This window comes from Phaeospirillum tilakii (genome assembly GCF_042683125.1).
GTDB lineage: Bacteria > Pseudomonadota > Alphaproteobacteria > Rhodospirillales > Magnetospirillaceae > Phaeospirillum > Phaeospirillum tilakii.
The window spans coordinates 22,209-42,137 of the sequence record NZ_JBHUIY010000014.1; the positions used below are offsets into that span (position 1 = coordinate 22,209).

Sequence of the window (19,929 nt, forward strand, 5' to 3'; positions counted from 1 at the left end):
TGTCCGTATCAGGGGAGACGGCGGCTTGAGTTGGGGACGAGCGAGATGAAAGTGCTGCTGGCCGACGATCATGCCCTGTTCCGCGAAGGGGTGCGGATGGTGCTCGAAACCATGGCCGGGGAACCGCTGACCGTGGTCGAGGCCTGCGATTTTCCCCAGGCGCTGACCCAGGTGCATGCCACCCCCGACCTCGACATCGCCCTGGTCGATCTGACCATGCCGGGGATGGACGGCGTCTCGGCGATCGGCGCGATCCGCCGCGCCGCTCCCGACCTCTATCTCGTGGTGGTGTCGGCGTCGGAGGATCCGCACATGGTGCGGCGCGCCCTCGATGCCGGGGCGCATGGCTACATCTCCAAATCGGCCGGCAGCGCCCAGATGATGAAGGGGATCCGCTCGGTGCTGAGCGGGGAAAGCTTCGTCGCCCCGCCCGCCGCCGCCGCCGCCGCCGCCGCCCAGCCGGGCGATTTCGATGCCGAGCGGCTGCGCGCCCTGCTCACCCCGCGTCAGCGCGACGTGCTGGCGATGCTGCGTCAGGGCAAGTCGAACAAGGAGGTCGCCCGCGACCTCAATCTGGCCGAGATCACCGTCAAGCTCCACGTCACCGCCATCCTGCGCTCGCTCGGCTGCGAAAACCGCACCCAGGCCGCGATCCTCGCCGCGCGCATGGGGCTCTGACCCGCGCGCGCTTCGCGCGCCAGAGCAACGATGAGGCGGGCTTGCCGCCCGCACCCGCCCGGGGCGAGGCCCCGGACCCCCTTCTTTTTCGTCAGGACACCGGACTCGGCCCGTCTCTCCCGCAGGTGGGAGGGGCGGTTGGGTGTGTCTCCACTCCAACGGGTGGGGATGGGGTCCGGCCGGGGGCGGGCGGGGTATTTCCCCGCCGGGGAAAAAGGTAAAATTTTAAAGGTTCTGGCCGTCGCGCGCCTCGGCGCGGCGGGGCGGCGCATGGCCCAAATCCCCCTTATGATAATTAAAATGTTGGCGCTTCCCCCTTCCCGGGCCTACACTTCCTGACGTTGCTCTGTCGCTGAAGCCCGCCGGAGCGGCCTCCGCCGGGCGTGGAGAAAAGGGGGAGTGCGCCGATGATCGATCCACTGTTCATCGAGCTGTCGCGTTGGCAGTTCGCGGCCACCGCGATGTACCATTTTCTGTTCGTGCCCCTGACGCTCGGCCTGTCCTGGATCCTCTTCATCATGGAATCCGCCTACGTGATGACCAACAACGAGGTCTATCGCGACATGACGCGGTTCTGGGGCAAGCTGTTCGGGATCAATTTCGCGCTCGGGGTCACCACCGGGCTGACGATGGAATTCGAGTTCGGCACCAACTGGGCCTATTACTCGCATTATGTCGGCGACGTGTTCGGCGCGCCGCTGGCGATCGAGGGCCTGATGGCCTTCTTCCTCGAATCGACCTTCATCGGTCTGTTCTTCCTCGGCTGGGACAAGCTGTCCAAGCGCCAGCATCTGATGGTGACCTTCTTCACCGCGCTCGGCTCGAACCTGTCGGCGCTGTGGATCCTGGTCGCCAACGGCTGGATGCAGAACCCGGTCGGCTCGTCCTTCTCGGCCGAAACGATGCGGATGGAGATGACCAGCTTCACCGAGGTGCTGTTCAACCCGGTGGCCCAGGTCAAGTTCGTCCACACCGTCGCCGCCGGCTACGTCACCGCCTCGATGTTCGTCCTCGCCATCAGTGCCTTCTACATGCTGAAGGGGCGCGATGTCGGCTTCGCCAAGCGTTCCTTCGCCATCGCCGCCGGCTTCGGCGCCGCGGCGGTGCTGTCGGTGCTGGTGCTGGGCGACGAGAGCGGCTACACCCTGGGCGACGTCCAGAAGACCAAGCTGGCCGCGATCGAGGCCGAATACGACACCCATCCGGCTCCGGCCGGCCTCAGCCTGTTCGCCGTGCCCGACGACCAGACCATGACCAATCAGGTCAGCGTCAAGGTGCCGTGGCTGCTCGGTCTGATCGGCACCCGTTCGACCGATCAGCAGGTGACCGGTCTCAAGGACCTGATGGCCCAGCACGAAATCCGCATCCGTTCCGGCATGCAGGCCTACGAGGCGTTGCAGCGGCTGCGCGCCGGCGACAGCAGCGACGAGGCCAAGGCGGCGTTCGAAAGCCGCAAGGTCGATCTCGGCTACGGTCTGCTGCTCAAACGCTATACCGACAAGGTGGTCGATGCCACCCCGGAGCAGGTGGCCCAGGCCGCCCGCGACACCATCCCGCCGGTGCTGCCGCTGTTCATCACCTTCCGGGTGATGGTGCTGTTCGGCTTCGCCATGCTGTTCCTGATCGCCGCCTCGCTCTATTTCACCCTGCGGCGGACGATCGACCGTCAGCGTTGGCTGCTGAAGGCGCTGCTGTGGTCGCTGCCGCTGCCGTGGGTCGCCTGTGAGACCGGCTGGTTCGTCGCCGAATTCGGCCGCCAGCCCTGGGCGATCGGCGAGGTGCTGCCGACCTTCCTCGCCACCTCCAGCCTGACCAGCGGTGATCTGATCTTCAGTCTGGTCGGCTTCATCGGCTTCTACACCCTGCTGCTGGTGATCGAAATCTTCCTGATGGTCAAGTACGCCCGTCTCGGCCCGGCCAGCCTCGGCACCGGTCGTTACCATGGCGAGGCCGGCGGCGCGTCCGCCCATGCCGGTTGAGGGGAGGAAACGTCATGATCCTCGATTACGAGACCCTGAAACTGATCTGGTGGCTGTTGATCGGCGTGCTGCTGATCGGCTTCGCCATCACCGACGGGATGGACATGGGCGTCGGCGTGCTGCTGCCGTTCCTGGGCCGCACCGACGATGAACGCCGGGTGATCATCAACGCGGTCGGGCCGCACTGGGACGGCAACCAGGTGTGGCTGATCACCGCCGGCGGCGCGATCTTCGCCGCGTGGCCGGCGGTCTATGCCGCCGCCTTCTCCGGCTTCTACATGGCGATGCTGCTGGTGCTGTTCGCCCTGTTCTTCCGCCCGGTCGGCTTCGATTACCGCTCGAAGATCGCCGATCCGCGCTGGCGCAACACCTGGGACTGGGGCCTGTTCGTCGGCGGGCTGGTGCCGGCGCTGATCTTCGGCGTCGCCTTCGGCAACCTGCTCCAGGGGGTGCCGTTCCATCTCGACGAGTTCCTGCGCTCGCATTATCAGGGCTCGCTGCTCGGCGCGCTGCTGCCGCTGCTCAACCCGTTCGCGCTGCTGGCCGGGGTGATCAGCCTGCTGATGCTGGCCCTGCACGGGGCGATGTGGCTTCAGGTCCGCGCCGACGATCCGGTCGCGGCGCGGGCCCGCAAGATCGCGGTGCCGCTGGCGCTGGCGGTGGCCGCCGCCTTCGCCCTGGCCGGGCTGTGGGTGGCGCAGGGGATCGACGGCTTCCGGGTGGTCACCCATCCGCCGTTCGACGCCCCCTCTAACCCGCTGGCCAAGACCGTCGCGGTCGAACGCGGCGCCTGGCTGGCGATCTATCAGACCGTGCCGGTGGCGGTGCTGGCCCCGATCTTCGGTTTCGCCGGCATCCTGTTCGCCGCCGGGCTGTCGCTGCTGCGCCGGCCCGGGCTCGGCTTCGTCGCCAGCGCCCTCGGCATGGCCGGCATCATCGCCACCGCCGGCCTGTCGATGTTCCCGTTCGTGCTGCCGTCGAGCACCGATCCCGGCTCCAGCCTGACCCTGTGGGACGCGGCCTCCAGTCCGCTGACCCTGACGGTGATGTTCTGGGCGGCGGTGATCTTCCTGCCGATCGTGTTGTCCTACACCGTGTGGTGTTACGTGCGGATGTGGGGCAAGGTCACCGTTGCCGGGGTGCGCGCCAGCGGCCCGGCCGCCTACTGAGACGAAGGAGGCGCAGATGTGGTACTTCACCTGGATCCTGGGCGTCACCGCGGCGCTGTCGATCGGTGTGATCAACGCGCTGTGGTATGAGGCCGATCAGGCCTTCGATCACACGCACGAAAAGTGAAACCGGCCGAGTCTCCGGACGAGGCCAAGGCGGCGGCGGGGTTTCTCCGCCGCCGCGTCGTCTCGGTCCGCCGGCCGCTGGCCTGGGTCGCCCTGGCCCAGTTCGCCCAGGCGGCGCTGATGATCCCCCAATATGGCCTGCTGGCCGCCGCGCTCGACCGCGCCTTGTTCGCCGGGGCCGGGCTCGACGCGCTGTGGCCGCTGCTGGCGCCGGTGCCGGCGCTGATCCTGCTGCGCGCCGGCCTGACCTGGCTGGCCGAGGTGCTGGCCCAGGGCGCCGGGGCTTCGGTCCGCCGCGCGGTGCGCGACGCGGTGGCGGCGCGGATGCTGGCGCTCGGCCCGGTGCGGCTGGGCGACGATGCCGCCGGCGGGCTCGGCGCCCTGCTGGTCGAGGGGGTCGAGGCGCTCGACGCCTATTACAGCCGGTTCGTGCCGGCGATGCGGCTGGCGGTGCTGGTGCCGCTCGGGCTGCTGGCGGTGGTGTTCCCGCTCGACTGGATGTCGGGGGTGATCCTGCTGGTCACCGCGCCGCTGATCCCGCTGTTCATGGCCCTGATCGGGGCCGGGGCGGAACGGCTCAACCGCCGGCAATGGGCCCAGCTGGCGCGGATGGGCGGCCATTTCCTCGAACTGATCCAGGGCCTGACCACCCTGTCGCTGTTCAATGCCGCCGAGGCCCAGGCCGGTGCGGTCGGCCGCATCGCCGAGGAATACCGGGTGGCGACGATGGCGGTGCTGCGGATGGCCTTCCTGTCGGCGCTGGCGCTGGAATTCTTCGCCACCCTCGGCGTGGCGCTGACCGCGGTGCTGATTGGCTTCCGTCTGCTCGGCGGCGAACTCGGCTTTGAACGCGGCCTGCTGATCCTGCTGCTGGCCCCCGAATTCTACGCGCCGCTGCGCAATCTCGGCGTTCAGTACCATGCCCGGATGGAGGCGCTCGGCACCGCCGGCCGGCTGGCGGCGCTGCTCGACGCCCCGTTGCCGGCGGCACCGGCGGTGCCGGCCGTCCCGCCGCAGCGGGCGCCGGAGATCGTGTTCGACCGGGTGCGGCTGGAATACGCCCCCGGCCGGGTCGGCCTCGACGCGGCCAGCTTCACCCTGCCGGCCGGCCGCATCACCGCTTTGGTCGGGCCGAGCGGGGCCGGCAAGAGCAGCGCGGTGACCCTGCTGCTCGGCTTCGCCCCGGCGACGGCGGGCGAGATCCGGGTCGATGGCGTGCCCCTGTCTTCCTTCGTCCTCGACCAATGGCGCGCGCGGATCGCCTGGGTGCCGCAGCGGCCGCATTTGTTCGCCGGCAGTGTCGCCGACAATCTGCGCCTCGGCTGTCCCGACGCCGACCCGGACGCGATGCAAGCGGCGATGGCGGCGGTGGGGGCCGAGGCCCTGCTCGAATCATTGCCGGCCGGGCTCGACACCCGCCTGGGCGAGGACGGCGCCGGCCTGTCCGGCGGTCAGGCCCGGCTGATCGCGCTGGCCCGCGCCGCGCTGCGGCCGGCGCCGCTGCTGATCCTCGACGAGCCGGCGGCCAGCCTCGACGGCGAATCCGAGGCGGCGCTGCTGCGCGCTTTGCCGGCGCTGGCGGCGGGGCGGACGGTGCTGCTGATCGCCCACCGCCCGGCGACGATCGGCGCGGCCGAGCGGCGGGTCCGGCTGGAGGCCGGCCGGGTGGCGGCGGTGGAGGAGGAGGTCGGATGATGCCCCTGCTGCTGCGTCTGATCCGGCTGTATCTGCCGGTGTGGGCCTGGCTCGGCCTCGCCTTCGTGCTGGCGCTGGCCACCCTGCTGGCCCAGAGCGGGCTGATGGCGCTGTCGGGCTGGTTCATCGCCGCGATGGCGCTGGCCGGGGCCAGCGGCGGCCGGCTCGATTATTTCACCCCGGCGGCGCTGATCCGCGCCGCCGCGATCCTGCGCACCGGCGGCCGCTATGGCGAGCGGCTGATCGGTCATGAGGCGACCTTCCGCCTGATCGCCCGGCTCCGGGTGTGGCTCTATCGCAAGATGGCGCCGCTGCCGCTGGAGGCGCGCGGGGCCGAGGCCGCCGCCGATCTCGCCCAGCGCCTGCGCGGCGACCTCGACCGGCTGGAAACCCTGTTCCTCCGCCTCGCCGCCCCGCTCGGGGTGGCGCTGGCCGGCGGCGCGGTCGGGGTGGCCTGGATCGCCCGCTCCTCGCCGGCTCTGGCCGTGGTCGAGGCCGGGCTGCTGCTGCTGGCCGGCTTCGCGGTGCCGGGGCTGGTCGCCCGCGCCGCCACCCGCCGGGGCGTGGCCCAGGTGCGGCGGCAGGCGGCGCTGGCGGTGGCGGCGGTCGAGCTGGTGCAGGGCTTGCCCGAACTGCTGGTGTTCGGTGCCGGCGGCCGTGCCCGTGCCCGTCTCGCCGCCGAATCCGACGCCCTGATCGGTGCCCAGCTCGGCCTTGGCCGCCTCACCGCCTTGTCGCAGGCGGCGCTGCTGCTGTGCGGCCAACTGGCGTTGTGGGCGGCGGTGCTGCTGGTGCTGCCGCTGGTTGCCGCCGGCGGCCTGCCCGGCCCCGATCTGGTGATGCTGGCCCTGCTGGCGCTGGCGCTGTTCGAGGCGGTGGCGCCGCTGCCGGCGGCGTTCCTCGCCCTCGGCGGCACGATCGAATCCGCCCGCCGGGTGTTCGCCCTGGCCGATGCCGCCCCGCCGGCGCCGCTGCGGGCCGGGCTGGGGTCGCTGCCGCCGCGCTGCGACCTCGCGGTGCGCGGGCTGCGCTTCGCCTGGGCCGGCCGGCCGCCCCTGTTCGACGGGCTCGATTTCGACCTGCCCCAGGGTGGCCGGGTCGCCCTGCTTGGCCCGAGCGGCAGCGGCAAATCGAGTCTGGTGCTGCTGCTGACCGGGTTGCTGACGCCCGAGGCCGGGGTGATCACCCTCGACGGCCGTCCGATCACCGACTGGGATGACGAGACGCGGCGGCGCTGCTTCGCCGTCGCGCCGCAGAATGGCGGCCTGTTCAGCGGCAGCGTGCGCGAGATCCTCTGCCTCGGCCGGCCCGACGCCGACGATCCGGCGCTGTGGCGGGCGCTGGCGCTGGTCGGGCTCGACGATTTCGTCGCCGGCCTGCCGCAGGGTCTGGGCAGTTGGCTGGGCGCCGCCGGGCTGACCCTGTCGGGTGGGCAGGCCCGCCGCCTTTCGATCGCCCGCGCCCTGCTGCGGCCGGCGCCGGTGCTGGTGCTGGACGAACCGGGCGAGGGCCTGCCGATCGAAGCCGAGCAGGATCTGCTCGACCGGGTGATCGACCGGCTCGACGGGCGCTCGCTGCTGCTGATTACCCATCGCCTCGCCGGGCTGGCGCGGATGGATCGGGTGGTGCGGCTGGGAAACCCCTGAGCGCCCCCCCCCTTTGTTTTCAAAAAAGAAGGGGGTCCGGGGCATCGCCCCGGGCGGGGCGCGGGGCGGCAGCCCCGCCGAAAGGAAAGCCGCGCCCCCGCTCCGGCCTTTCGCGGACCGGAGCGGGGGCGGCGGGTCACTTGATGAACTGGATCTCGACCCGGCGGTTGCGCTGCTCGGCGACACCGGCACCGGTCGGCACCGCCAGTTCCTGCTCGCCGACCCCGCTCTGCACCGTGACCAGGCCGAAATGGCCGAGCGCGGTGGCGACGCTGCGGGCGCGCTGGACCGACAGGCGCTGGTTGGCAGCCTTCTTGCCGGCGGTGTCGGTGTGGCCGACCACCCGGATCTCGCTCGGCTTGAGGTCGGCGTGGGCGGCGACCACTTCGGTCAGCAGCTTGCGCGCCTTCGGGGTCAGCCCTGCCTTGCCGAGGTCGAAATAGACCTCGAAGCTGCGGATCACCGTCGGTTCCGCCGCCTGGGCCGCCGCCGGACGCGGCGCCGGGGGCGGCGGGTCGAGCTGGGCGATGGTGCGGACGAAGGTCGAACGGCACTTGGTCAGGCTGTCGCCCTGGTCGTACTCGGCCTCTTCCTCGACCCAGCAATCGAAATTGGTCTGGGCCTCGGCCGCCAGTTCGGGCTGGCGTTCGCCGGCGCCGGCGGCCAGCACCCGGGTCAGCCGGGCATGGGCGGCGGTCAGGTCGCCGATCCGCTCGGCCGGGATTTCCCACTCCGCCGGGTTTTCCGGCGCCACCACCTCGCCGGCGGCGGCGCGCAGCCCCTTGCGGGCGAACAGGGCGGCATGGACCCAGTCATATTCTTCCAACGCTTCGTCGCGGGCCTGAATCCGGTAGCCCTCGAACAGGGCGCGGGTGAAGGCCGGGCCGGTGGCGGCGGGGGGGGGATCGCCGATCACGGTTTGAACGTCGTCGACCTCCCAGGGCGTGGCGCAGGCTGTGGCCAGGGCAGCGGTGCCGATGGCGCAAGCGATGCGGAGCCTTTTCATCTCGCCAGTCTCCTCGTCTGAACTCGGTTTCCGCGGTTCCGGGGACACCGGCGCGGCTTTTCGCAATGCGCCAGATTACCGCGCCGATGCCCGCCGGTCGAGCCCCGGCTTATCGCCAAGGTTGACCGGCGGGCCGCCGCTGATGCCGTTACGCGGGTTGGGCGGTCACAGGCCCCAGCGTTCGGCCTGATCGCGCGCCGACAGCGCCAGCGCCCGGTCGAGATAGCCGAGCAGCTCGCCGACGCTGTCCTCGATGGCGCGGCCGGCGGTCTCGATCACCAGTTCCGGCGCCTCCGGCGGCTCGTAGGGGGCGGTGAGGCCGGTGAAATCGGGGATCGTGCCGGCGCGGGCCCGGACATAGAGCCCCTTGGGATCGCGCCGTTCGCATTCGTCGAGCGCGGTGGCGACGTGGATCTCGTGGAACGCCTCGGGATTGATCGCCCGCACCCGGTCGCGGTCGGCGCGATAGGGCGAGATGAAGGCGGCCAGCACGATCATCCCGGCATCGGCCAGCAGGTGGGCCACCTCGCCGGCGCGGCGGATGTTCTCGCTCCGGTCGGCCGGGGCGAAGCCGAGATCGGCGTTGAGCCCGAGCCGCAGGGCGTCGCCGTCCAGCACCTTGGCCTGCCAGCCGCGCAGGAACAGCCGCCGTTCGACCTCGGCGGCCAGGGTCGATTTGCCCGCCCCCGACAGACCGGTCAGCCACACCACCCCGCCGCGATGGCCGTTGGCCAGGGCGCGGGCGTGGATGTCGACGGTGACCACGCCGCTGCCGTCGCCGGCCTGGGCGCGGTCGCTCTCGGTGGCGGCGATCACCCCGCCGCCGACGATGTCGTAGGACTCGACCAGCACGAAGCGGCCGAGGCGGGGATTGTCGGCGAAGGAATCATGGGCGATCGGGGTGCGGCTGCGCAGTTCGATCTCGGCCACCGCGTTGCGGCCGACGCTGTCGGCGGCGTCCTGGCGGCCGAGATCGATCACGTCGATTACCCGGCGGATCGCCGCCACCTCGACCCAATGTTCGGCGGTGGCCAGCTTGAGGCGGTAGCGCCCGCCGACCCGCAGCGGCTGGTGTCCCAGCCAGAACAGCCGGGCGAGCAGACGGTGCGACAGCTGCGGCGCGGTTTCGACCCGGCTCGCCACCTGACCGCGTTCGACGAAGATCTGCTCGTCCAGCGTCAGGGCGATCGAGCGGCCGGCCTCGGCCCGGTCCGACGCGGTCCCGGCGCCCCAATGTTCCAGGCTGGCCACCCGCGCGCTCTTGCCCGAGGGCGAGAACAGCAGGGTATCGCCCACCGCCAGCCGGCCGGATTCGATCCGGCCGACGATCAGCCGGCGCTGGTCGAACTTGTAGACGTCCTGCACCGGCAGCCGCAGCGGGCGGTCGGTCGGCGGCGGCGCGGCGACGAAGGCGTCGAGCGCGGCCAGCACGGTCGGCCCCTGGTACCACGGCATTTCCGCCGCCGGCCGGGTGATGTTGGCGCCGGAGCGGGCCGACACCGGGATCACCTGGGTCGGCACCAGCCCGATCGATTCGAGATAGGCGACGATCTCGGCCCGCACCTCGGCGAAGCGGTCGCGGTCATGGCCGACCAGATCCATCTTGTTGACCGCCACCGCCACCTGGCGCAGCCCGAGCAGGTGCAGCAGATAGCCGTGGCGGCGCGACTGCTCGCGCACCCCCTCGACCGCGTCGATCACCAGCAGCGCCGCCTCGGCCGAGGCGGCGCCGGTGATCATGTTCTTGAGGAATTCCTTGTGGCCGGGGGCGTCGATGATGACGTAGGGCCGGCTCTCGCTGCGGAAGCGGATGCGGGCGGTGTCGATGGTGATGCCCTGGTCGCGTTCGGCCTGGAGCGCGTCCATCACGAAGGCCCACTCAAACGGCATGCCGCGGCGTTCGCACACCTCGCGCAGGGTTTCGACCTTGCCCTCGGGCAGGGCGCCGGTCTCGTGCAGCAGCCGGCCGACCAGGGTCGATTTGCCGTGATCGACATGGCCGACCACGACGATGTTGAAGGGAGACGCGGCGTCGGCGGCGGCCGTGGGCGCGGCGGGGGAAAGCAGGGCGGTCTCGGTCATGATGGGGCTCTTCGCCTTCGGGTCTACATGTAGCCGCCGACCCGGAGACGCTCGAAGGCGTCCTCCGAGGCGCGGTCCTGGGCGCGGCCGGCGCGCTCGGCGATCCGGGTGGTTTCCAGCTCGGCGATGATCTCCTCGACCGAATTGGCCTCGGACTCGATCGGGCTGGTGCAGGGGGCGCAGCCGAGCGAGCGGTAGCGTTTGCCGTTGGTGGCGAAATACAGGCTGACCAGCGGGATCGATTCGCGCTGGATGTAGCGCCAGACGTCGAGTTCGGTCCAGGCCAGCAGCGGGTGGATCCGCAGGTGGGTGCCGGGGGGGAAGTCGGTCTTGAACTGGTCCCAGAATTCCGGCGGCTGGTCGCGCACGTCCCATTCCGCCGTTTCCGAGCGCGGGCTGAACACCCGTTCCTTGGCCCGGGTGCCTTCCTCGTCGCGGCGGATGCCGGCGATCACCCCGGTCAGCTTGAGGTCGGCCACCACCTGCTTCAGCCCCTCGGTCTTCAGTGCGGTGCAGCATTCGACCCGGCCACGGTCCGGCCCCATCCCCGAGTCGAGCGCGGGCCGGTTCTCGCCGATCACCAGCGGCAGGTTCCATTCCCGCGCCATCCGGTCGCGGAATTCGATCATTTCCGGGATCTTGTGGTGGGTATCGACATGGATCACCGGGAAGGGAACGTGGCCGAGGAACGCCTTGCGCACCAGCCACAGCAGCACGTTGGAATCCTTGCCGATCGACCAGAGCAGGCCGATCCGGTCGAGACGGTTGAACGCTTCGCGCAGGATATAGACCGACTGGCTTTCGAGAGCGTCGAGATCATTCATGGTCGGGATGTGCCTCGGTTCGGGCGGGGGGCGCCGCCGGAGGGGAAGAGGGGAGGTGGATGCCGCATTCGGTCTTGGCCGCGCCGGGCCAGCGTCCGGCCCGGGCCGGTTCGCCCGGGGCGACCGGCCGGGTACAGGGCCAACACCCGATCGAGCGGTAGCCGGCCCGTTCCAGCGGGTGACGCGGCAGGGCGCGGGCGGCGAACGCGGCGGCGATGCCGGCATCGTCGAGGCCGACCAGCGGGCTGAGCCGCAGCACGCCGTCGCGCAGCTCGGCCGGGGCGACCGCCTCGCGGCCGAAGCCGTGGGCGCGGCGGCGGCCGTCGATCAGGGCGGCGTAGCCCCGGCTGGCCCGGGCCAGCGGCGCCACCTTGCGCAGGCCGCAACAGCGGTCGGGGTCGCTTTGCCACAGATCGGCGGCGGCGGCGATCTCGGCCGGGTCGGGGCGGACGATTCTCACCCCGGTCAGGGCGAGATGGGCGGTCAGGCTGGCGATGTAGGCGTGGGTCTCGTCGAACAGCTCGCCGGTGTCGATCACGATCACCGGCAGGGCCGGATCGACCTGGGCGATCAGATCGAGCAGCACAGCCGATTCGGTGCCGAACGAGGCGATCGCGGCCAGCCGGCCGGGCAGGGCGGTGCGGGCGGCGGCAATCAGGGCGGCGCCGTCGAGCCCGGCCCAGCGCGCCGGCCAGAGGGCAAGGTCGTCGGAGGTCGGCACGGTCATCGGCCCGGCTCCTCTTCCGGCCGCAGCAGATCTAGCAGCCAGGCCAGGGCCTCGCGATAGGGGCCGGCCTGTCCGGTGACCAGGGCCGAGGTGCGCTCGGCCTGGATCGAGTCGAAGGCGTCGCGCGCGGCGCCCTGGTCGGCCGGCCCGGCGCGGAAGCGGGCGAACACCGCCTCGGCCGAATCGCCATCCTCGCCGGCGGCCAGGCCATGGCGGGCGAGCAGGGCGCGCAACGCCAGCGCCGAGGCCTCCTCGCCGGCCTTCAGCGCCTCGGGCCAGCGTCCGGCGGCGAGGAAGCGGTCGAACCGCTCCAACCCATCATAGGCGAGGTCGGCAAGATGCGCCACCGGAGCTTGCGGCGCGGCGCATTCGCCGCCGGCGCGGGGCGGGCCGGCGAACGGCGCGTCGGCGCCCCAGTCGAACAGCCAGTCGGGCCGCGGCGCCTCGGCCTCCAGCGGGGCGAGCAGGGCGGCGATGCCGTCGGGGCCGAGCCGTTCGGCCCAGGCGCGGACGCTTTCGCCCGGGTGGCGGCCTTCGGCCAGGGCCCGGCGCAGCAGGGTGACGGCGCGGTCGGCCTGACGGGCCGGCACCAGCGGGCCGGCGAGGGCGAAGCGGGCGCTGGCGGCCTCGCCGCCGAAATGGAGGCGGTAATAGGGCGCCGGCTTGCCGTCGATCAGCCGGGTCAGCCCGTGCAGGCCGATGTCGGCGAGGTGATGCAGCCCGCAGGAATTATGGCAGCCCGACACCGACAGCCGCACCGGGGCGCCGTCGTCGAGCCCGGCGGCGAGCCGGGCGGCGAGGCCGGGGGCGTTGGTGATGCCGATCCGGCAGGTGCTGGTGCCGGGGCAGCTGATCAGCCCGGCCTCGCGCCCGACGCTGGCCGGCCCCTTCAGCCCGATCGCCGCCAGGGCGTCGTCGAGCCCGTCGAGCGAATCGGCGCCGAGGCCGAGCAGCACCAGATCCTGGCTCCGGGTCAGGCGGATCTCGCCCACCCCGCGCGCCAGCGCCAGCGCGTGCAGCCCGTCGAGCTGGTCGGCCGACAGCCGGCCGAACGGCACCGGCACGATCGCGGCGGTGCTGCCGTCATTGGCGGCGATCAGCCCCTCCGGGGCGAGCGGGCCCTCGGCCGGGGCGGGGCGGTGCCAGTCGAGCGGCGGCCACGGCCGCTGGGCCAGACCGCGCAGGCTGGCCAGTTCGGTGGCGAAGGCGGCGCGGAAGGTGTCGGCGCCGATCCGGCGGATGGTCGCTTTCAGCCGGGCGCGGGCGCGGTCGGTGCGGTCGGACTGGGCGACATGGACCCGCAGCAGCGCCTCCAGCACCGCCGGCAGCTCCTCCTCGCGGGCGAAATCGAGCAGCTCGATCGCCGCCGCCGGCTGGCTGCCCAGCCCGCCGCCGACGACGACGCGGAAGCCGTTCTCGCCGTCGCGCTCGGTCGCGATCAGGCCGAGATCATGCACCCGCGCCGCGCCGCAATCCTCGGCGCAGCCCGACACCGCCAGCTTGATCTTGCGCGGCATCGCCTGGACCAGCGGCCGGCGCAGCCACAGCCCGGCCAGACGTCGCGCCACCGCGCCGGCATCGACCCGCTGGCGCGGGCAGGCCCCGGCCAGGGCGCAGGCATTGACGTTGCGCACGGTGTTGCCGCCGGCCTCGCGCGAGGTCAGCCCGGCCGCGGCCAGCCGTTCCAGCGCCTCCGGGGTGCGGTCGAGCGGGATGTGATAGAGCTGGAGGTCCTGCCGGGTGGTGAGGTGGGCGATCTCCTGGGCGAGATCGCGGGTCAGCCCGGCCAGCGCCGGCAGCGCCGCCACCGGCAGCACCCCGCCCGGCAATTTGATCCGCAGCATCTGGCGCCCCGGCTGGCGCTGGCCATAGACGCCGTGGCGCAGCCGGAAGGCGGTCCAGCGGGTCTCGTCCCAGGCCCCGGCGCGATAACGCTCGAGGCCGGCGCGGTATTCGACGACGTCGTCGGCGCGCACCAGCGGTTCGCCACGGTCGAAGCCGGAGGGAGAGATTTCGTTCATCGCCTGGCCCTTTCCTGTCCGCCCCGGCGGTCCGGGGGGCTGTTCAGGACTGAGGCAATAGCCGGTCTCGCCCGCCTTCGTCAATCGGTTTGTGTATTATTGACCATAATAACACACAAAAATGTGTTGTTTTCCCGCCGGGGCGGGGGCGTCAGGCGGCCCCGGCGAACACCCGCGCCCGGCGCAGGGTGACCCCGACGGCGGCGCCCCGGGCGAGGCCGAGCAGGCCCTGCTGTTCGCGGCTCAGCTCGACCTCGAGCGGGATGTCGCCGGCGAGGCGCAGGTCGGCCCGCACCACCGGGCCGAGGATCGCCATCTGCTCGACCACCGCCTGGGGCAGGCCGGGCGAGGGCGGGCCGAGGGCGACGTCGTGGGGGCGGACGAAGGCGACCGCGCTGCCGTTGACCGGGCCGTCGCCGTTCAGCTCGGCGGCCAGCCGCACCCCGCCGACCTCGGCGATGCCGTCGCGCAGGTGGCAGGGCAGGGCGTTGACATTGCCAAGGAAGCGGTAGACGAACGGGCTGGCCGGGCTGTCATAGATCGCCGCCGGGCTGCCGATCTGCTCGATCCGGCCCTGGTTCATCACCACCACCTCGTCGGCCACTTCCAGCGCCTCTTCCTGGTCGTGGGTGACGAACACCCCGGTCAGGCCGAGTTCGTCATGCAGCCGCCGCAGCCAGCGGCGCAGTTCCTTGCGCACCTGGGCGTCGAGTGCGCCGAACGGCTCGTCGAGCAGCAGCAGGCGGGGTTCGACCGCCAGGGCGCGGGCCAGCGCCACCCGCTGGCGCTGACCGCCCGACAATTGGTTGGGATAGCGCCCGGCCAGCCCCGACAATTGCACCAGCTCCAGCAGTTCGGCGACGCGGCGGGCGATCTCGGCCTTGGCCGGCTTGTCGCGGCCGCGCCGCACCGTCAGGCCGAAGGCGATGTTGTCGGCGACGGTCATGTGACGGAACAGGGCGTAATGCTGGAACACGAAGCCGACCCCCCGGTCGCGCGCCGCCAGTTGGGTTGCCTCGGTGCCGTCGAGCCAGACGCTGCCGGAATCCGGCGCGTCGAGCCCGGCCAGGATCCGCAGCAGGGTGGTCTTGCCCGAGCCGGACGGGCCGAGCAGCGCCACCAGCTTGCCCGGCTCGACCCGCAGCGACACCGCATCGAGGGCGCGGAAGGCGCCAAAGCGTTTGGACAGGGAACGGACTTCGATCATCGGGGCCTCGGACGTGCGGGGGGGAGAGAGGGGGGGGCGGGAAGGGGCGCGGGCTCAGGACCGGCGCAGGGCGGCGATCTCGTCGCGCAGGCGCCATTCCAGCCCCGCCTTGACCACCAGGGTCAGCACCGCCAGCAGCGCCAGCAGCGAGGCGACGGCAAAGGCGCCGACGAAATCATATTCGTTGTAGAGGATCTCGACATGCAGCGGCATGGTGTTGGTCAGGCCGCGAATGTGGCCGGACACCACCGACACCGCGCCGAACTCGCCCATCGCCCGGGCGTTGCACAGCAGCACCCCGTGCAGCAGGCCCCATTTGACGTTGGGCAGGGTGACCGACCAGAAGGTCCTGAGGCCGCCGGCGCCCAGCACCAGCGCCGCCTCCTCCTCCTCGCGGCCCTGTTCCTCCATCAGCGGGATCAGTTCGCGGGCGACGAAGGGGAAGGTGACGAACATCGTCGCCAGCACGATCCCCGGCACCGCGAACAGGATCCGCACCCCGTGGTCGCGCAGCGCCTCGCCGAACCAGCCCTGGAGGCCGAACAGCAGCACGAACACCAGACCGGAAATCACCGGCGAGACCGAAAAGGGCAGGTCGATCAGGCTGATCAGCAGGCTCTTGCCGCGAAAGTCGAACTTGGCGATCGCCCAGGCGGCGACCAGCCCGAACGCCAGATTGACCGGCACCGCCACCGCCGCCACCAGCAGGGTCAGCCGGATCGCCGCCCAGGCGTCGGGCTGGGTCAGCGCGGCGAGATAGGCCCCGGCCCCCTTGGCGAAGGCCTGGGTCAGCACCGCCGCCAGCGGCAGCACCAGGAACAAGGCGAGGAAGCCGAGGGCAAGGGCGATCAGCAGCGGCGGGCCGAGGCGGAAACGACGACGGGCCATCACGCGGCGCTCCCCGCCATCCGGTCGCGGTTCCAGCGTTGCAGGCCGTTGATCAGCAGCAGCAGCAGGAACGAGGCCACCAGCATGATCGCGGCGATCGCGGTGGCGCCGACATAATCATATTGTTCGAGCCGGACCACGATCAGCAGCGGCACGATCTCGGACAAACCGGGGAAATTGCCGGCGATGAAGATCACCGAGCCGTATTCGCCGACGGCGCGGGCGAAGGCCAGGGCGAAGCCGGTCAGCAGCGGCGGCGCCAGCGTCGGCAGCAGGACGCGGCGGAAGGTCTGCCAGCGGCTGGCGCCGAGCGAGGCGGCCGCCTCCTCGACCTCGCGGTCGATGTCCTCCAGCACCGGCTGCACCGTGCGCACCACGAACGGCAGGCCGACGAACACCATCGCCACGATCGCCCCGAGCGGGGTGAAGGCGACCTTGAGCCCGAGCGGCTCGATCAGCCGGCCGAGCCAGCCGGTCGGGGCGTACAGCGCGGCCAGGGCGATGCCGGCGACGGCGGTGGGCAGGGCGAAGGGCAGATCGACCAGGGCATCGACCACCCGCCGTCCGGGGAAGGAATAGCGCACCAGCACCCAGGCCACCAGCAGGCCGGCGCCGGCATTGATCAGGGCGGCGACCAGGGCGCCGCCGAAGCTGAGCAGGAAGGCGGCCTCGACCCGGTCATCGGCCAGGATCGCCCCCCATTGCTGCCAGGACAGGCCCGAGGCCAGCATGAACAGGCTGGCCAGGGGAATCAGCACCAGGATCGACAGCCAGCCCAGCGTCAGGCCCAGCGTCAGGCCGAAGCCGGGGATCACCCGCCACGGCCGGCCCGCGCCACCTCTATTTCTTGGCATTGACGATGATCCGGTCGAACAGGGCGCCATCGGCGAAGTGGGTGGCCTGCGCCTTGGTCCAGCCGCCGAACACGTCGTCGATGGTGAACAGCCGCACCGGCGGGAATTCGGCCTGATGGCGCCGGGCCACGTCGGGATCGCGCGGGCGGTAATGGTTGCGGGCGATGATCTCCTGGCCTTCCGGGCTGTAGAGGAAGGCGAGATAGGATTCGGCCAGGGCGCGGGTGCCGTGGCGATCGACCACCTTGTCGACCACCGCCACCGGCGGCTCGGCCAGGATCGACAGCGGCGGGGCGACGATCTCGAACTGGCCGGGCACCTCGGCCAGGGCCAGGATCGCCTCGTTCTCCCAGGCGATCAGCACGTCGCCGATGCCGCGCTGGGTGAAGGTGGTGGTGGCGCCGCGCGCGCCGGTGTCGAGCACCGGGACGTTGTGGAACAACTGGGTCAGGAACGCCTCGGCCTTGGCCGGATCGTTGCCCGAGCGATTCAGTTCGTAGCCCCAGGCGGCAAGGTAGTTCCAGCGCGCCCCGCCCGAGGTCTTGGGGTTGGGGGTGATCACCTGCACCCCGGGACGGACCAGATCGTCCCAGTCCTTGATGTGCTTGGGGTTGCCCTTGCGCACCAGGAACACGATGGTCGAGGTGTAGGGCGCGCTGTTGGCGGCCAGTCGGGTCTGCCAGTTGGGCTCGATCTGGCCGCGCTGGGCGATGGCGTCGATGTCGTAGGCCAGCGCCAGGGTGACCACGTCGGCCTCCAGCCCGTCGATCACCGCGCGGGCCTGCTTGCCCGAGCCGCCATGCGACTGGTTGATCCTGAGGTCCTCGCCGGTCCGCGCCTTCCACTGCTTGACGAAGGCGGCGTTGACGTCCTGGTACAGCTCGCGGGTCGGGTCGTAGGAGACGTTGAGCAGGGCACGGCTGTCGGCGGCATGGGCGCCGGGGATCGCCAGCGCCAGCGCCAGGGCGATGCCGACGGCCGAGGCCGCGGTCAGGATCAGTTTGGCGAGGTCGCCACCGTCGTCTCGGATCATCGCTGCGTTCCCTTCGGTCGCCCGGTTTTGAAGTTCATAAACCGTATAGATAGGTGTGTTTTTGCTGTCAAGCCGAGTTTAACAGCGCCGGTTTTCATAATCTACAAAATCTATAGATTTATCTTGACGCGGCGGGGCTCCGCCCCTATCGTGACCGTCACGCCCGCAGGATGCGGAGCCCGCTCCGATGGAGGCCGTGATGACGCGCGCGACGCTTGCCCCCGTTTCCTCGCCCCCGGCCCGGCCGTGGGATCCCTGGCGCAATGGCGAGCCGGCGCTGGCCGACCTGATGGCCGATCCGATCATCCACCTGTTGATGCGGCGCGACGGCCTGACCCCGGCCTCGGTGTGGCCGCTGCTGGCCGAGGCCGGCGCCGCCCTCGGCCACGCCCCTTGTCGGCTGAGCGCCGCCTGACCGGCCACTCCGCTGCCCGGTTTTTGTTCTTTCGTCCGTCGTGCCGCTTTTCGTCGCATCCCGTCGGCGCTATGCTCCCCTGTCCGTCCGGCGACAGGAGGAATCATGCCGATTTTTTCGTTTCGATGCAGCAAATGCGGTGAGGAATTCGAGGCCTTGTTGCGCGGTGGCGAGAGTGCGGCCTGTCCGGCCTGCGCTTCGGTTGAGGTCGAGCGTCAGGTCTCGTCTCCGGCGATCGGCGGCCGGGTCAAGGCGGCGATCGGCCGCGCCCGCCAGCAGGCCGCCAAGGAAGGCCATTTCAGCAATTACAGCGCGTCCGAGCTGAAGGGCAAACTGTAGCCGGCGGCCCGCCCGCCGCCGGCGGCGGCGGGCCAATCCTTTCGGCAGGGCCGGCGCGCGCTTCCGCCTCGGGACAAAGCCCGATATAGTTCCGACGATGAGCCGTTCGTCCCGCCTTTCCATCGCCGCCGCCCCGGCCCTGGTCGTCCTGGCCGGCTGCGTCGCCGCTCTCGCCATCGCCTTCACCGCCCAGTACGGCGCCGGGGCGCGTCCCTGCGTGCTGTGCCTGACCGAGCGGGTGCCCTATGCCCTGGCGGTGCCGCTGCTGGCGCTGGCCTGCTGGCCGGTGCTGACGGTGGGGCTGCGCCGCCGTCTGGCCGGGCTGGCGGCGCTGGTGCTGGCGGTCAACGCCGCGATCGCCGCCTATCATGTCGGGGTCGAACAGAACTGGTGGCATTCGGCGGTGTGCGGCTCGACCCCGCCCGGTCTGGCCGAGATGGATCCCGCCACCCTCGATCTGGCGGCGGCGATGAGCCGGCCGGTCGATATGCCGCCGTGCGACCAGCCGTCCTGGTCCTATCACGGCATCACCTTCGCCGCGCTCAACGTCGCCTATTCCGCCCTGCTGGCGCTGCTGCTGGTCCGGGCCCTGGCGCCGCGCCGCCGCCGCTGATCCCCCCGCCGGTTCAGAGCAGGGTGCAGGCCTCGGCAAAGGCGAGGCGCGGCGCGCGCGGCCGCACGAAGGCCGGATCGGGATAGCCGATGTTGATCAGCAGGTTGCTGCGCAGGCTGGTGCCGGCGAAGAAGTCGGCATCGACCCGGGCGGCGTCGAACCCGCTCATCGGTCCGCAGGCCAGCCCGACCGCGCGCAGCGCCAGGATCAGGTAGCCGGCCTGGAGGGTGCCGCTGCGGAAGGCGGTTTCCTCGGCCAGCGCCGGCTTGTCCTGATACCAGGCGCGGGCATCGACGAACGGGTACAGCGTCGGCAGCCGTTCGAAGAAGGCGAGGTCGTGGGCGGCGATCGCGGTGACCGGGGCCGAGCGGGTCTTGTCGAGATTGCTGGGCGCCAGCGCCGGCAGCAGCCGCGCCTTGGCCTCGGCGGTGCGCAGGAACAGCACCCGCAGCGGCTGGCCGTTGGCGGCGGTCGGCCCCATCCGGGCCAGGTCCCACGCCCGTTCCAGCGTCTCGTCCGCCACCGGCCGGTCGAGGAAACGCTGGGGGGTATGGGCGGCGTGAAACAGCAGATCCTGTCCGGCCTGATCGAGCCCCTCGGTCATCCTGCCCCTCCTTCACCCGCTTT

General features: G+C 71.4%; 19 protein-coding genes. 9 read left to right on the forward strand and 10 right to left on the reverse strand.

Features of this window, described 5'->3' with window-relative positions:
• The first annotated feature begins 45 nt into the window (after positions 1–45).
• The 6 genes from ACFSNB_RS08725 to cydC all read left to right on the forward strand — a co-directional run bounded on the left by ACFSNB_RS08725 (position 46) and on the right by cydC (position 7,293).
• On the forward strand, positions 46–678 hold the full coding sequence (locus tag ACFSNB_RS08725) for a response regulator transcription factor (RefSeq protein WP_377315788.1): 633 nt from the start codon (positions 46–48) through the stop codon (positions 676–678).
• 407 nt (positions 679–1,085) lie between these two features.
• Complete coding sequence (locus tag ACFSNB_RS08730; protein WP_377315789.1) at positions 1,086–2,657, forward strand: cytochrome ubiquinol oxidase subunit I; 1,572 nt, start codon at positions 1,086–1,088, stop codon at positions 2,655–2,657.
• A 14-nt stretch (positions 2,658–2,671) separates the two neighbouring features.
• On the forward strand, positions 2,672–3,826 hold the full coding sequence (cydB, locus tag ACFSNB_RS08735) for a cytochrome d ubiquinol oxidase subunit II (RefSeq protein WP_465264563.1): 1,155 nt from the start codon (positions 2,672–2,674) through the stop codon (positions 3,824–3,826).
• A gap of 16 nt (positions 3,827–3,842) precedes the next feature.
• Positions 3,843–3,953 (forward strand): cytochrome bd-I oxidase subunit CydX, encoded by a 111-nt coding sequence (gene cydX, locus ACFSNB_RS08740; RefSeq protein WP_377315790.1) that lies wholly within the window; start codon positions 3,843–3,845, stop codon positions 3,951–3,953.
• Complete coding sequence (gene cydD / locus ACFSNB_RS08745; protein ID WP_377315791.1) at positions 3,950–5,647, forward strand: thiol reductant ABC exporter subunit CydD; 1,698 nt, start codon at positions 3,950–3,952, stop codon at positions 5,645–5,647. Before cydX ends, cydD begins: the two co-directional genes overlap by 4 nt.
• Positions 5,644–7,293 carry a thiol reductant ABC exporter subunit CydC gene (gene cydC / locus ACFSNB_RS08750; RefSeq protein WP_377315792.1) on the forward strand — a complete coding sequence of 550 codons (1,650 nt, stop codon included), beginning with the start codon at positions 5,644–5,646 and terminating at the stop codon, positions 7,291–7,293. Before cydD ends, cydC begins: the two co-directional genes overlap by 4 nt.
• A gap of 136 nt (positions 7,294–7,429) precedes the next feature.
• On the opposite strand, the gene ACFSNB_RS08755 is transcribed toward cydC, so the two are convergent.
• The 9 genes from ACFSNB_RS08755 to ACFSNB_RS08795 form a co-directional block, all read right to left on the reverse strand.
• Positions 7,430–8,299, reverse strand: coding sequence for an OmpA family protein (locus ACFSNB_RS08755; protein WP_377315793.1), 870 nt, complete (start codon positions 8,297–8,299; stop codon positions 7,430–7,432).
• Positions 8,300–8,464: 165 nt separating this feature from the next.
• The gene (gene cysC / locus ACFSNB_RS08760) at positions 8,465–10,381 is read right to left on the reverse strand and encodes an adenylyl-sulfate kinase (protein WP_377315794.1); all 1,917 of its coding nucleotides are present in this window, start codon (positions 10,379–10,381) and stop codon (positions 8,465–8,467) included.
• A gap of 23 nt (positions 10,382–10,404) precedes the next feature.
• Positions 10,405–11,205: a sulfate adenylyltransferase subunit CysD gene (gene cysD, locus ACFSNB_RS08765; RefSeq protein WP_377315795.1), complete on the reverse strand. Its 801-nt coding sequence runs from the start codon at positions 11,203–11,205 to the stop codon at positions 10,405–10,407.
• The gene (locus tag ACFSNB_RS08770; protein ID WP_377315796.1) at positions 11,198–11,932 is read right to left on the reverse strand and encodes a phosphoadenylyl-sulfate reductase; all 735 of its coding nucleotides are present in this window, start codon (positions 11,930–11,932) and stop codon (positions 11,198–11,200) included. Before ACFSNB_RS08770 ends, cysD begins: the two co-directional genes overlap by 8 nt.
• On the reverse strand, positions 11,929–13,953 hold the full coding sequence (locus tag ACFSNB_RS08775) for a nitrite/sulfite reductase (protein ID WP_377315797.1): 2,025 nt from the start codon (positions 13,951–13,953) through the stop codon (positions 11,929–11,931). Before ACFSNB_RS08775 ends, ACFSNB_RS08770 begins: the two co-directional genes overlap by 4 nt.
• 151 nt (positions 13,954–14,104) lie before the next feature.
• Positions 14,105–15,160, reverse strand: coding sequence for a sulfate/molybdate ABC transporter ATP-binding protein (locus ACFSNB_RS08780; RefSeq protein WP_377315798.1), 1,056 nt, complete (start codon positions 15,158–15,160; stop codon positions 14,105–14,107).
• A 54-nt stretch (positions 15,161–15,214) separates the two neighbouring features.
• Entirely contained in the window at positions 15,215–16,048 is an 834-nt protein-coding gene (cysW, locus tag ACFSNB_RS08785; RefSeq protein ID WP_377315799.1) for a sulfate ABC transporter permease subunit CysW, read from the reverse strand.
• Positions 16,048–16,902 carry a sulfate ABC transporter permease subunit CysT gene (gene cysT, locus ACFSNB_RS08790; protein ID WP_377315800.1) on the reverse strand — a complete coding sequence of 285 codons (855 nt, stop codon included), beginning with the start codon at positions 16,900–16,902 and terminating at the stop codon, positions 16,048–16,050. Before cysT ends, cysW begins: the two co-directional genes overlap by 1 nt.
• Positions 16,889–17,935, reverse strand: a complete 1,047-nt coding sequence (locus tag ACFSNB_RS08795; protein ID WP_377315801.1) for a sulfate ABC transporter substrate-binding protein — start codon at positions 17,933–17,935, stop codon at positions 16,889–16,891. Before ACFSNB_RS08795 ends, cysT begins: the two co-directional genes overlap by 14 nt.
• Positions 17,936–18,134: 199 nt before the next feature.
• Between ACFSNB_RS08795 and ACFSNB_RS08800 the strand changes: the two genes are divergently transcribed.
• The 3 genes from ACFSNB_RS08800 (at position 18,135) to ACFSNB_RS08810 (ending at position 19,302) form a co-directional block, all read left to right on the forward strand.
• Positions 18,135–18,350 (forward strand): hypothetical protein, encoded by a 216-nt coding sequence (locus tag ACFSNB_RS08800; protein WP_377315802.1) that lies wholly within the window; start codon positions 18,135–18,137, stop codon positions 18,348–18,350.
• Between the two features lie 105 nt (positions 18,351–18,455).
• Positions 18,456–18,689, forward strand: coding sequence for an FmdB family zinc ribbon protein (locus ACFSNB_RS08805; protein WP_377315803.1), 234 nt, complete (start codon positions 18,456–18,458; stop codon positions 18,687–18,689).
• Positions 18,690–18,786: 97 nt separating this feature from the next.
• A complete protein-coding gene (locus ACFSNB_RS08810; RefSeq protein ID WP_377315804.1) occupies positions 18,787–19,302 on the forward strand; it encodes a disulfide bond formation protein B in 516 nt (171 codons plus the stop codon).
• Positions 19,303–19,315: 13 nt separating this feature from the next.
• Here the strand turns inward: ACFSNB_RS08810 and ACFSNB_RS08815 are convergent, their stop codons facing one another.
• Entirely contained in the window at positions 19,316–19,906 is a 591-nt protein-coding gene (locus ACFSNB_RS08815; protein WP_377315805.1) for a malonic semialdehyde reductase, read from the reverse strand.
• Between the last annotated feature and the right edge of the window lie 23 nt (positions 19,907–19,929).